A 12,684-nucleotide genomic window follows, 5' to 3' on the forward strand; every position below is an offset into this window, starting at 1 on the left:
GTTGGTGGTTCCCCTGCCACAACACACCGCGGGGTTCAATTTTCCAACCGGGGGCGGTTTGGGCGGGGGGGGCGGCCTGGGGGGGGGGCGCCCGGCGGCGCGCCGGGCGGGCCCCGCAGTCCTACCTATTCCAGGGAGTGAAACTGCTGTGCGTGTTCTGCTGGTCAATATGCCGTGGGCGCCGATCGAGGTTCCCTCACTCGCCCTGGGAATCCTCAGGAATCGTGTCGCCAAAACCATGCCCGACGTGGAGATCGACGTTCTGCACGCGAATCTCGACTTCGTCGACTGGATCACCGAGCGGGTCGAATTCCATGGGCGCGACTATTACTACTACTCCCTGGTGAGCTACTTCAAGGGCTGCGGCGACTGGGTGTTCTCCTCGGCGCTCTACGACGACCCCGAGTGGCGGCTGGACGAGTTCAGGGAACGACTGGGACCCGGAATGTCGGAGTCCGAGCTGGCGCTGTCGGAGGAACTGCACGCGCTGGCGCCGCTGTTCGTCACCGAGCTGGCCCGGCGGATCGCCGATCTGGCCCCCGACGTGGTCGGCTTCACCTCCACGTTCCAGCAGAACGCCGCCGCGCTCGCCGCCGCCCGGCACATCAAGCGTCTGGTACCGGGCACGGTCACGATCTTCGGCGGGGCCAACTGCGACGGGGAGCAAGGTGCCGCGCTGCACCGGAACTTCGACTTCGTCGACTACGTCGTGCGCGGCGAGGGCGAGGCCGCCTTCCCGCAGTTCCTGACCGCGCTCCGGGACGGTGAAGCCCCCTCCGCCGTCCCGGGCCTGTGCTGGCGCGACGAGGAGGGACGGGCCGTCGCCAACGCCATGAGCGCCCGCCCCCTCCCGCCAGGCGACATCGAAAGCCCGGACTACGACGGCTACTTCGAGCGGCTGTACGCGTCGAAGGCATGCGGCTGGGTCGAGCCGAAGCTGGTCCTGGAGGGTGCGCGGGGCTGCTGGTGGGGCGAGAAGCACCACTGCACCTTCTGCGGGCTGAACGGCTCGTTCATGGAGTTCCGCAGCAAGAGCCCCGGGAAGTTCTTCGACGAACTGGTGGACCTGGTCAGGCGCCACCAGGTCCTCGACATCTTCGTCGTCGACAACATCCTCGACATGGCCTACGTGAAGTCGGTGCTGCCCCGGATCGTCGAGGCGGGCTACGACCTGCGGGTGCAGTACGAGATCAAGTCCAACATGCGCTACGAACAGATCGGTGTCCTGGCCGAGGCCGGCCTCATGCACGTCCAGCCGGGCATCGAGAGCCTCAACAGCCGTGTCCTCAAGCTGATGGACAAGGGCGTCACCGGCTGCCACAACGTGCGCATGATGCGGGACGCGGAGACCCACGGACTGACGGTCTCGTGGAACTACCTGTTCGGCTTCCCCGGGGAGAGCGACGCCGACTACGACGACGTCATCGCCCAGATGCCGGCCCTGCACCACCTGTATCCGGCCGGCGGCAGCAGCCGCATCGCCATCGAACGGTTCAGCCCCTACTTCAACCAGCCCGAGCGGGGTTTCGCCGAACGCCACCCGGACCCGCAGTACTCCCTCATCTACGACCTGCCGGAGTCCGAACTCGCGGAGCTGGCCTATCTGTTCAGCTCACCCCCGCAAGGGATCGGCAAGGCCTCCGCCGACCGCCTGGAGGCCGCGCTCGAGACGTGGAAGCACGCCTACCCCTACAGCAGGCTGACCTTCTGCGACCTCGGTGACGCCATCACCCTGGTCAGCCGCCGGAACGGCTTCGACTGGACGGTGCTGCGGCTGGAGGATCCCCTGGAGCTGTCCGCGTTCCGGCTGCTCGGACAGCCGCACAGCCCCGCGGCGCTGGCCAGGAAACTGTCCGCGGATCCGGAGCGGATCGGCGAACTGCTGGCGAGGTGGCGGCGGTTGGGCCTGGTCTTCACCGAGAGCGGCACCTATGTGCAGATCGCGGCGGAGGCGCGCAACCAGGAAGTGCTCCGCATCGCCCGCGAGCACGACGGCCGGGGCCGCAGGCACGGCGCCGAGACCCCCGAGCTGCTTCCCGCGTAGCGCGGCGGACCGGCCCTCACCCCAAGGAGGTAGTTCATCGTGACCACCCAAGTGGCCCCGCCGACGGTGGGGTTCTGGCGGGAGTACGAGCCGGCCGCCCGCCGTGCGCCCGGTATGTGGCTCGGCTCCGCTCCTGCCGCCGACGACGCCGCCGCCCAGGCCGCCCGGGCGTTCGAGGGCGGGGCCCGGCGCGCCGAGCTGCGGGAGCCGGTCGAGCCGGCGTCGTCCCGGGCTCCGCGCGAGACCGTACGGGCGCTGACGCTGGTGCGCGAGCTCACCGGCCACGGCATCGTCGTGGACTGGCGGCTCGGCCTGGACGGCTCGGCCGGCCCGGACGCCTGGCGGTCGCTGTGCCATCTGTACCCGCCGGCCGAACTCACCGGTGTGCCCGGGGCGGCGGAGGCCCTGCGCGAGTGGACGGCGAAGTTCTATGTGTGCAAGTGCGTGTACCGGCAGGGCCCGGGCTTCCTCCAGGTGCGGGACCGCAGACGCGGCCGGCTGGAGTGCCTGACGCTGGACCGTACCGACGAACTCGACGCGGTGGCCGCCCTGTCGACCGGTGCCCCGCCGGCATCCGTGGCGCCCGGAGTGCTCGCGGACTTCGAGGCCGAGGATCTGCTGGGGACCGTCGGTGACCTGAAGTGGTGGCTGCCCTACCGGGTCCGCCGCTGGCCCTTCCCGTCGACCGTGGTCTGACCCCCGCCCCGGCCGCCCCAGTCCGCGGCGGCCGGGCCCGACAGACAGGACCGCTGACCGTGGACAGCATCCATGTGACCATCTCCCGGCCCCGCCCGAGGCGCTCCGGCCCCGAGCGGATCGATCGCCCCTATCCCGCGGCCCCCCGGCTCGACCTCGTGGAGGTTCTGCACGGCCGGGAGGTCGCCGACCCCTACCGCTGGCTGGAGGACCCCGAGGACCCCCGCACCACGAAGTGGGCCGACCAGCAGGACCGGCTGTTCGCCGAGCACCGCGAGGGCATGACGGCGCTGCCCCGGATGCGGGACGCGATGCGGGACCTGCTGGCGGCGGGCTGGGTGTCCGCCCCGGCCTGGCGCGGTGAGCGGCAGTTCTTCATGCGGCGTTCGGCCGGGCAGGAGCACGCCGTCCTGCTGGTGACCGAGGCCGACGGCACGGAACGCGTGCTCGTCGACCCGATGCTCGCCGACCCGACGGGCCGCACCACCCTGGACGCCTACCAGCCGTCCCAGGAGGGCGACCTGCTCGCCTACCAGCTCTCGACCGGCGGCACCGAGGAGTCGGTGCTGCGGGTGATGCGGGTGGACACCGGGGAGATCGTGGACGGCCCGATCGACCGGCTGCGCTACTCCTCGGTCGCCTGGGTGCCCGGCGGCCGTGCCTACTACTACGTGCGCAAGCTGGATCCCGCCCTGGTGCCCGAGGGCGAGGCGCAGTACCACCGCAGGGTGTGGCTGCACCGGGTGGGCACCGACCCCGCCGAGGACCGGCTGATCTTCGGCGACGGCCGGGACAAGCGGAACTACTACAACGCGGCGGTGTCGCTCGGCGGCCGCTGGCTGACCGTCAGCTCCTCCACCGGAACCGCGCCCCGCAACGACCTGTGGATCGCCGATCTGTGGGAGGACGGGGGCGACGAGACCGAACGGGACGCGCGGCTGGACAGCCCGCGTTTCCGCGCCCTGCAGGAGGGTGAGGACGCCTTCACGCAGGTGCGGTTCGGCCGCCCGGGCACCCCGCACGAGGACCGGGTCTATCTGTGCACCGACCGGGACGCGCCGCAGGGCCGCATATGTGTCACCACGGCAGGCGACCTGTCGTACGAGAACTGGCGCGACCTGATCCCGCAGGACCCCGAGGCCGTCCTGGAGGACTACACGGTCCTCGACGGCCCGCTCATGTCCCGGCCGCTGCTGCTGACCCGGTGGACCCGGCACGCGGTCAGCGAGATCACCGTGCACGACCTGGACAGCGGGCACCTGGAGGACACCGTCCCGATGCCCGGGCTCGGCTCGGCCAGCACCCTGGCCACCCGCCCCGAGGGCGGACACCAGGCGTGGTTCGGCTACACCGACTTCACCACGCCCCGCGGGGTGTACTGCTACGACGGGCGCAGCGGTCAGGTGCGGCGCTGGGCCGCGGCGCCGGGGCTGGTCAACGTCCCGGCGGTCACCACCCGTCAGGTCTGCTACTCCTCGGCCGACGGCACCACCGTGCGGATGTTCGTCATCGCCCCCGCCACCGCCGCGGGCCCGACCAGCGGTCCCGACCGGCCACGGCCCACGGTCCTCAACGGCTACGGAGGGTTCGGCGTCTCCCTCGCCCCCGGCTACTCCGCCCCGATGCTCGCCTGGGTCGAGTCCGGCGGGGTGTACGCGGTCGCCAACATCCGGGGCGGCGGCGAGGAGGGCGAGCGCTGGCACCGCGCCGGCATGCTGGAGAACAAGCAGAACGTGTACGACGACTTCCACGCCGCGGCCGACTGGCTCACCGCCAACGGCTGGACCACACCGGACCGGCTCGGCATCCACGGCGGCTCCAACGGCGGACTGCTGGTCGGCGCGGCCCTCACTCAACACCCCGAGAAATACGGGTCGGTGGTGTGTTCGGCGCCGCTGCTCGACATGGTGCGCTACGAACAGTTCGGGCTCGGCGCCACCTGGGCGCTGGAGTACGGCTCGGCCGCCGACCCCGAGCAGTTCGACTGGCTGCTCTCGTACTCCCCGTACCACCGGGTGACCGAGGGCACCGACTACCCGGCCGTGCTGTTCACCGTCTTCGACGGCGACACGCGCGTCGATCCGCTGCACGCCCGCAAGCTCGCCGCCGCCCTGCAGCACGCGGGCACCGGCCGCAGGCCCGTGCTCTACCGCCGGGAGGCCGGTGTCGGGCACGGCGCGCGGGCGCTGTCGCTCGCGATCGAACTGTGCGCCGACACCCTGGCCTTCCACGCCGCCCACCTCGAACAGCCGTCCAGCGAACCACGGGCCTGACCGGAGGACCGCCCTGATGACCGATTTCCGTTCCTACGCCCCTTTGTGCAGGTACCAGGAGACGCTGGCGTTCTCGCCGGACGGGACCCGGCTCGCCTGTTCCAGCAACTTCTCCGGCCAGTACAACGTGTGGCTGCACCCGCTGGACGGCGGCCGCCCGCGGCAGCTGACCCGCTTCACCGACCACGCGGTGCGTCAGGTGGCCTTCTCCCCCGACGGCACCACGCTCGCGTTCAGCGCGGACCATCACGGCGGCGAACTGCGCCAGTTGTACGTGGTTCCGGTGGCCGGAGGTGAGCCGGTGTCCCTCACCTCCGCGGACGCGGACCACTTCCTGGCCGTCGAACCCTTCTCCCCCGACGGCACACAGCTCGTGTACGCCGCCAACGACCGTGATCCCGCGGCCCAGGACATCGTCGTACGCGATCTCGGCGGCGGCACCCCGCTCCGGTTCACCGCCCGGCAGGGCCAGGTGACCGAGCCCATGGGGTTCTCCCCGGACGGCAAGATGATCCTGGTGCGTGCCGAGCGCACCACCGTGGACACCGACCTCTATCTGCTCGATCCCCAGCAGACCGACGCCCCCTGGCTGTGTCTGACCCCGCACGACAGCCGTCAGTTGCACAACCCCGGTCCGTGGGCGCCGGATTCGAGCGGTCTGTACCGGATCACCGACGCGGGCCGCGATCATCTCGCTCTGGTCTTCCACGACTTGGTGCGGGACACCGCCGAACCGTTCGCGGCCCCGCCGTGGGACGTCGAGGGCGCGGTCGTCTCCGCGGACGGCTCCACCCTCGCCTGGGCCGTCAACGAGGACGGCCGTTCCGTGATCCGGGTGCGCCGGGACGGCGTCGAGCTGCCGGCGCCCGAGGTCCCCGTCGGACAGGTCCGGTGCCTGACGGCCGCGCCGGACGGACGCGCGCTCGCGTTCCTGCTCGACTGCGCCACCCGGCCGACGGAGGTCTGTGTCGTGGACCTCGACCGCGGCGGATTCCGCTACCTGACCGACAACCGCCCCGCGGCCGCGTCCGGCCCGACGCCCCTGGTCGCGCCCGAGGTCATCCGCTATCCCACACACGACGGCCGCGAGGTCCCCGCGTTCCTCTACCGGCCGCACGGCGACGGGCCGTTCCCCGTGGTGCTCTCGGTGCACGGCGGTCCCGAGGAACAGGAACGGCCCGTGTACCGCTACGCCGGCCTCTACCAGTACCTGCTGGCCAACGGCATCGCCGTGCTGGCTCCCAACGTCCGTGGTTCCACCGGCTACGGCACCGGCTACCAGCGGCTCATCCACCGCGACTGGGGCGGCGGCGAACTCGGCGACCTCGAACACGCCGCGCTGTATCTGCGGGCGGTGCCGTGGGTGGACCCCGAGCGCCTGGCCGTGTTCGGTGGCTCCTTCGGCGGATTCGCCGCGCTCAGCTGTCTGGCCCGGCTGCCGCGGTACTGGGCCGCCGGGGTGTCGGTGATGGGCCCGACCGACCTCGTCAGCTTCCTGCGCGAGGTCCCCGCGACCTGGCGGCCGCTGCTCGCCGAGTGGGTCGGGGACCCGGACGCGGACGCGGACATGCTCACCGCCCGCTCCCCGATGACGTACGCCGACCGGATCGAGGCGTCGCTGTTCGTGGTGCAGGGCGCCAAGGACCGGCGGGTCTCGCGGGCCGAGGGCGACCGGCTCGTCGCCCGGCTGCGGGCCCGCGGCACCGACGTCCGCTACGACGTGTACGAGGACGAGGGGCACGGGTTCACCAAGCGCGAGAACGAACTGCAGGCCTGGTCGGACGTCGGCTACTTCCTGGTCGGAAACCTGCGCCGCCGTGGTCCCGGCGCACGCCAGGGGGCCGGGGCGACCTGACCGGACGAAGGACCCGCTCCGTGAGCCCCCGCGCCGAAGCCCGGCGCGGGGGCTCACAGGATTCCCTCGACCCCCAGCAACTGGCCCAGCACACAGCCGTCCAGACCCGGAGCCGTGGTCAGCGCCCGGGTGCACAGCTTCCGGGCGGTCCGTTCCGCGGTGTCGAGCCCGGGCGCGACGAAGAACATGGCGAGCAGGGCTCCGCCGTCCATCGCCTGCGCGTAGACGTGCTCCAGGCCGTCCCCCGGATCCTTCGACACCTCCAGGATCGAGCCGAGCCGCCCGACGGAGGCGGTCGCGCCGGTGCCGATGACCTGAGCAACGATGAGATACACAGCTACGAGCGTGGTCAGAATTCCGGTCGTCCGACAGGCCCGCGCGGTGCCCGCTTGTTGCCATGCCGCAAATGGTCAGCCAGAATCACCCGAGAGCGCTTACTGGAACAGGTGTACTAACGCCCGGTGAACGGGGATGGCTCTTCAGGGGGGAGCGGCCAGTGTGGGAAGCGTTCGGTCTCGACGGCGGTACGGAAGCCGTGTACTTAGCCATGCTGACGCATCCGGGAAGCGGCGTCTACGATCTGGCGTCCGAACTCGACTGCGCCGAGGACGATGTCCGAAACGCGCTCGACCAGCTGGCCCGCCTGTCCCTGCTCCGGCCCTCCTGGGAGGACCCGGAGACGCTCCGGCCGGTCCGGCCCGACATCGCCGTGAACACCCTGCTGGCCCATCAGGAGGCCGATCTGGTCCGCCGCCAGGCCGAGATCGTCGAGAACCGGGCCAAGGCGGCCCTCTTCAGCGCCGACCACGCCCGCAGCATCGCCGCCGAGGCGCACACCGACATCGAGGAGCTCCACGGGATCGACGCGATCCGTGACCGGCTCGAGTTCCTCACCCGCAGGACCACCCGCGAGGTGCTGTCCCTCATGCCCGACGGCGCCCAGACCGCGGCGAACATGGAGGCCAGCCGGGATCTCGACGCCGAACTCCTCGGACGTGGCGTCGCCGTCCTGACCATCTACCTCGACAGTGTGCGCAACGACGGTCCGACCACCGCGTACGCGATGTGGCTGAGCGACCTCGGCGGCGCCGTCCGCACACTGCCCACCCTGCCGATCCGCATGATCGTCTTCGATCGTGAGCTGGCCGTCATCCCCGCCGACCCGGACAACTCCTCGGCCGGCGCCCTCCTGATCCGCGGCCAGGCGACCGTCATGGCGCTGAGCGCCTTCTTCGACCAGCTCTGGTCGGGCGCCCAGCCCCTGGGGACGGTCGCCAGGCGCGACGACCACGGCCTCACCGGCCAGGAGCGCGATCTCCTGCGTCTGCTCGCCCAGGGCGACACCGACACCATCGTGGCCCGCAAGCTCGGTGTCTCCCCGCGCACGGCCCGCCGCATCACCGCCGATCTCATGGAACGCCTCGGCGCCCGGAGCCGCTTCCAGGCCGGCGCCCGGGCCACCGAACGGGGCTGGCTGGCCTAGCGTTTCCCTGGTGGAGCGGGTGGAGCGGGTGGAGCGCCGCCGCGTCGCCCGGGGACGACGCGGCGGGCCGGAGGCGCCGGGCCTGGAGCGGCGGGCCGGAGCGGGTCAGGAGCGGAACTGGTTCCGCGGCACGGGAAGCCCGTAGTGCTCGCGCAGGGTCGTGCCCTCGTACTCCTCCCGGAACAGGCCCTTGCCGCGCAGGATCGGCAGGACGTGCTCGATGAAGGCCGCGAGACCCGAAGGAAGCGCGGGCGCCATGATGTTGAACCCGTCGGCCGCTCCTCCCTCGAACCAGGCGATGACCGTGTCCGCGACCTGCTCGGGCGTGCCGACGAACTCGAAGTGGCCGCGGCCGCCGCCCAGCCGGGAGATGATCTGACGGACCGTGAGCCGCTCCCGTACCGCGAGATCGATGATCAGGTCGGAACGGCTCTGCGAGCCCTCCAGTTTCGGCCTCGCGAGGATGAAGTCCGGCAACGGAGCGTCGAGTTCGAAGGCCGAGGGTTCGGTCTCGAAGACGGCGGCCAGCTGACGCAGTCCGTACTCGGGGATCCGGAGTTCGTCGAACTCCCTGGCCAGTGCCCGGGCTTCGGCCTCGGTCGACCCGATGTACGGGACGATGCCGGGCAGGACGATCACGCCGTCCGGGTCCCGCCCGGCCTTGCCGGTCCGCGCCTTGATGTCGGCGTAGAAGGCGGCGGCGCGCTCGTAGGTGGTGTGGGCGGTGAAGATGGCCTCGGCGTGGCGGGCCGCGAAGCCCCTTCCGTCCTCGGACGAACCGGCCTGGACGAGCAACGGGTAACCCTGCGGCGGCCGTTCGACGTTGAGCGGTCCGGCGACCTTGAAGTAGGTGCCCCGGTGGTCGAGCCGGTGCAGCCGCCCGGGGTCGGCGTAGCGCCCCGCGACCTGGTCGGCCACGACGGCCTCGGACTCCCAGCTGTCCCACAGGCCCTTGGCGACCTTCAGGAACTCGTCGGCGCGGGCGTACCGTTCGGCGTGACCGGGCCGGTCGTCGAGGCCGAAGTTGGCGGCCTCGTCCGCCCCTGCCGAGGTGACGATGTTCCAGCCGGCCCGGCCGCCGCTGACGTGGTCGACGGAGGCCAGCCGGCGGGCGAGGTTGTAGGGCTCGTTGTACGTCGACGAGACGGTCGCGATGAGACCGATCCGGCTGGTCGCCTGGGACAGGGCGGTCAGCAGCGTCAGTGGTTCGAGCTGGCCGGGCGGCCGGAACTCGCCGGTTCCGGTGAGCGCCGGGCCGTCCGCCAGGAACAGGGAGTCGAACTTGGCGCTCTCGGCGAGCCGCGCCAGCTCGATCCAGTGCCGCAGGTCGAAGTCCGCCCGGGGGTTGCTGTGCGGGAGCCGCCAGGCGGCCTCGTGGTGGCCGGCTTCCATGAGGAAGGCGTTGAGGTGGAGCCGGCGCTGCTTCTGGGTCACGGGGTGTCTCCTTCGCGTCTTCGCGTACGTGGTGGGGGCGGGGTCAGTCGAAGGTCAGCCGGGAACTGTCGTAGCCCGCCGGGAGGAGGTTGTCGGTGATGGACGCGAGGTCGACCTTCTTGGTGATCTGGCCCGCTTCGAGGAAGGCGTCCGCGAGCTTCTGCTCCAGGGCGATGTCCGCCTTCTCGACCGGGGTCACGCGGTTCTCGATGGCGGCCAGGGACGCCTTGGCGTCGGCCAGCGGGATGCCCTGTTCCTGCGAGAGTGCCTTCGCGTACTGATCGGGGTGCTTGATCGCCCAGGCGTACTCGCGGGCGAGCCGCTTGAGGACGTCGGTGAGGGCGGCGCGCTTGGTCCTGTCCTTCAGCGACGTGTCGCTCGCGACGTAGTAGCTGCTCGTCTGGTCGATCGGCGGGAGGCCCTTGACCAGGATCCGCGCACCGTTCTTGACCGCGATCGCCGACTGCGGGTTCCAGATCGACCAGGCGTCCACCTTGCCCGTGTTGAACGCGGTCGCGGCGGCGGCCGGGTCGAGGAAGACCAGTTTGGCGTCCTTCGGGCCGAGCCCGGCGCTCTTCAGCGCGTTCAGGGCCAGCCCGTGGGCGGAGCTGCCCTGCGGAACGGCGATCCGCTTGCCCTTGAGGTCGGCCGCCGTCCTGAGCTTCGAGCCCTTCGGGACGATGATGTTCTCCACGGCCTGGTCGGGCGTGAGCGACCGGTTCACGGCGACGATCTTGAACCCGTACTCCTTGGCGGCGCCGGTGATCGGCGGTACGTCACCGACGCTGCCCAGGTCTATGTCCCCCGAAGCCGCGGCCTGCACGAGTGGTGGTCCGTAGGTGAAGCGGGCGAACCTCACCTTGTAGGGCGCGCTGTCGAAGACACCGGTCAGTTTCGCCAGGGCCTGGCTGCCGTCACCGCCGTTGTCCCCGATCGTGAAGGTGTACTTGCTCCACTCGGGGTGCTCGGCGCTGCTCGCGTTGCCGGCGTTGCTCAGCGGCGCCGTGGTGTCCGAGGAGGATCCGCAGGCGACGAGCGAGCCCGCGAGGGCGAGTGGACCGGCGGCGATGACGAGCCTGCTGATGGCGTTGCGCATGGGATTGTCCTGTGCTCTCTGTGCTGGAGGGAGTGTTCGGGGGTCAGTGCTGCCCGGCGAGGCCGAGGTCGTCGAGGAGGCGGGCGCGGAGTTCCTCGCGTGCGAGGCTCGCTTCGCGGTCCGCGGCGGAGAGGTGGACCTCGTGCGAGGTGCCGATGCGGCCGTCGCTCATCACGAGGATGCGGTCCGCCAGGGCGATCGCCTCGTCGATGTCGTGGGTGACGAGCAGCATGGCCGCCTGGTGCCGGGTCCGCAGGGCGCGTACGAGGTCGTGCATGCGCAGCCGTGTGATGGCGTCGAGGGCGGCGAACGGCTCGTCGAGCAGGACGAGTTCGGGCTCCGAGACGAGGGCTCTGGCCAGCGACACGCGCTGGGCCTCACCGCCGGAGAGCTCCTTGGGCCATGCCTTCTCGCGTCCCGGGAGTCCGACCTCGGCGAGTACGTCGCGGGCCCGCTGGTCGGCGTCGGGTCCGTGCAGGCCGAGGGTGACGTTGGGCAGGACCCGCTGCCAGGGCAGCAGCCGGTCGGCCTGGAAGACGACGGCCCGCTTCGCCGGGACCTCGACCCGTCCGCCGTCGGGCCGGTCCAGTCCCGCGAGCAGCCGCAGGAGGGTGCTCTTGCCGCAGCCCGAGGGACCGAGGAGGATCACCAACTCCCCTTCGTCGACGGTGAGATCGAGGTGGTCGAGCACCACCCGGTCACCGAACCGCCGGACGACCCGTTCGGCGACGACGCCGGTCCTGCGGCGGAGGCCGGTCGTGGCTGTGCTGCTCATGACGCCTCAAATCCGGGGCGCCACCGCAGCAGCACCCGCTCGAGAGCCCGGACGAACTGGTCGGCCAGCAGGCCGAGGAGGGAGTAGATGACCAGCCCCACGAAGACCTGGTTGGTCTGGAGGTAGGTCTGTCCCTGGGTGATCAGGAAGCCAAGTCCCTTGTCGGCGTTGACCGTTTCGGCGGCGACGAGACCGAGGACGCTGTAGGCGAGGGAGAAGCGCAGCCCGACCAGGAAGCCGGGGAGGGACCCGGGCACGAGCACGCGCGTCACCAGGCGCCAGGTGCCCGCTCCGGTCGTGCGGGCCATCTCGATCAACCGCTGGTCGACACCGCGGATCGCGGCGAAGAGGTTGAGATACATGGGGACGCCGGCGCCGAAGGAGATCAGCAGCACCTTCGTCAGTTCGTCGATGCCGAACCACACGATCATCAGCGGCAGCACCGCCAGGAGGGGGATCGTGTTGAGCACCTGGACGAGGCCGTTGAACAGGTATTCGCCGCTGCGCAGGAGCCCGCCGAGCACTCCGGCGACGATGCCCGCCGTCAGACCGATCGCGAGACCGATACCGGCCCGCTGCAACGAGATGGCCAGGTCGGGCCCGAGCACTCCCTGCCGCCACAGGTCGACGGCGGACTTCACGATCGAGGTCGGCGCCGGGGCGTAGGTCCTGGTCAGGATCCCGGCCCGGGCGAGCAGTTCCCAGGCGAGGAGGATCACGACGGGGGTGGTGTAGATGCCGAGCGGCCAGCGCAGGCGCTCGCGGAGTGCGCCGAGCGCAGTGGGACGGCGGGCGTCGCGCGGCAGGAACACTTCGCGTTCACGCTCGCCCACCGCATCGGCCGACGGGCCGGCGCGGCCGGTGGGTTCATGGAGGGACAGGGTCATGGGGAGGTCCTTCTCGGGAAGGCGGGGATACCACCGTGTGCTGAGGAACGGAGCGACGGCGAAGCACCGGCCACGGGCCGGCCGACCAGGTCCATGACCGGCACGAGGCCGGGACAGGAACCGGGGCGGGACGGCAACCGG

The 12,684-nt window shown here is 71.2% G+C and carries 10 protein-coding genes; 5 read left to right on the top strand and 5 right to left on the bottom strand.

The annotated features are described in order from the left end of the window. Window positions 1-148 precede the first annotated feature (148 nt). Genes ACFWI4_RS01480 through ACFWI4_RS01495 form a run of 4 tightly spaced genes read left to right on the top strand, consistent with a single transcriptional unit; the run spans window position 149 to window position 6,868 of the window. Window positions 149-2,044, top strand: a complete 1,896-nt coding sequence (locus ACFWI4_RS01480; protein ID WP_387189606.1) for a RiPP maturation radical SAM C-methyltransferase — start codon at window positions 149-151, stop codon at window positions 2,042-2,044. A 39-nt stretch (window positions 2,045-2,083) separates the two neighbouring features. Beyond that, window positions 2,084-2,740, top strand: a complete 657-nt coding sequence (locus tag ACFWI4_RS01485) for a DUF5825 family protein (protein ID WP_387189608.1) — start codon at window positions 2,084-2,086, stop codon at window positions 2,738-2,740. A gap of 59 nt (window positions 2,741-2,799) precedes the next feature. Next, window positions 2,800-5,013 (top strand): prolyl oligopeptidase family protein, encoded by a 2,214-nt coding sequence (locus tag ACFWI4_RS01490; protein WP_387189609.1) that lies wholly within the window; start codon window positions 2,800-2,802, stop codon window positions 5,011-5,013. Window positions 5,014-5,029: 16 nt separating this feature from the next. After that, window positions 5,030-6,868, top strand: a complete 1,839-nt coding sequence (locus ACFWI4_RS01495) for a S9 family peptidase (protein WP_387189611.1) — start codon at window positions 5,030-5,032, stop codon at window positions 6,866-6,868. Window positions 6,869-6,921: 53 nt separating this feature from the next. On the opposite strand, the gene ACFWI4_RS01500 is transcribed toward ACFWI4_RS01495, so the two are convergent. Further along, complete coding sequence (locus tag ACFWI4_RS01500; RefSeq protein ID WP_387189614.1) at window positions 6,922-7,203, bottom strand: hypothetical protein; 282 nt, start codon at window positions 7,201-7,203, stop codon at window positions 6,922-6,924. 161 nt (window positions 7,204-7,364) lie between these two features. Here ACFWI4_RS01500 and ACFWI4_RS01505 point away from each other — a divergent pair, with 161 nt between their 5' ends. Next, window positions 7,365-8,351 (top strand): LuxR C-terminal-related transcriptional regulator, encoded by a 987-nt coding sequence (locus ACFWI4_RS01505; protein WP_387189616.1) that lies wholly within the window; start codon window positions 7,365-7,367, stop codon window positions 8,349-8,351. Between the two features lie 105 nt (window positions 8,352-8,456). On the opposite strand, the gene ACFWI4_RS01510 is transcribed toward ACFWI4_RS01505, so the two are convergent. From ACFWI4_RS01510 to ACFWI4_RS01525, 4 genes are read right to left on the bottom strand one after another with little or no spacing between them, the layout of a single operon-like run. Further along, window positions 8,457-9,785, bottom strand: a complete 1,329-nt coding sequence (locus tag ACFWI4_RS01510) for an LLM class flavin-dependent oxidoreductase (RefSeq protein WP_387189618.1) — start codon at window positions 9,783-9,785, stop codon at window positions 8,457-8,459. 43 nt (window positions 9,786-9,828) lie between these two features. After that, the gene (locus tag ACFWI4_RS01515) at window positions 9,829-10,881 is read right to left on the bottom strand and encodes an aliphatic sulfonate ABC transporter substrate-binding protein (protein ID WP_387189620.1); all 1,053 of its coding nucleotides are present in this window, start codon (window positions 10,879-10,881) and stop codon (window positions 9,829-9,831) included. 43 nt (window positions 10,882-10,924) lie between these two features. Continuing rightward, on the bottom strand, window positions 10,925-11,656 hold the full coding sequence (locus tag ACFWI4_RS01520) for an ABC transporter ATP-binding protein (protein ID WP_387189622.1): 732 nt from the start codon (window positions 11,654-11,656) through the stop codon (window positions 10,925-10,927). After that, window positions 11,653-12,543 carry an ABC transporter permease gene (locus ACFWI4_RS01525; protein WP_387189625.1) on the bottom strand — a complete coding sequence of 297 codons (891 nt, stop codon included), beginning with the start codon at window positions 12,541-12,543 and terminating at the stop codon, window positions 11,653-11,655. The genes ACFWI4_RS01520 and ACFWI4_RS01525 overlap by 4 nt, the downstream gene beginning before the upstream one ends. Window positions 12,544-12,684 lie beyond the last annotated feature (141 nt).

This window comes from Streptomyces sp. NPDC127038 (genome assembly GCF_042725875.1).
Taxonomy (GTDB): domain Bacteria; phylum Actinomycetota; class Actinomycetes; order Streptomycetales; family Streptomycetaceae; genus Streptomyces.

Coding starts and splice junctions, on each gene's coding strand:
- ACFWI4_RS01495 (WP_387189611.1), top strand. CDS start 5,030: ATGACCGATTTCCGTTCCTACGCCCCTTTGTGCAGGTACCAGGAGACG.
- ACFWI4_RS01515 (WP_387189620.1), bottom strand. CDS start 10,881: ATGCGCAACGCCATCAGCAGGCTCGTCATCGCCGCCGGTCCACTCGCC.
- ACFWI4_RS01520 (WP_387189622.1), bottom strand. CDS start 11,656: ATGAGCAGCACAGCCACGACCGGCCTCCGCCGCAGGACCGGCGTCGTC.
- ACFWI4_RS01525 (WP_387189625.1), bottom strand. CDS start 12,543: ATGACCCTGTCCCTCCATGAACCCACCGGCCGCGCCGGCCCGTCGGCC.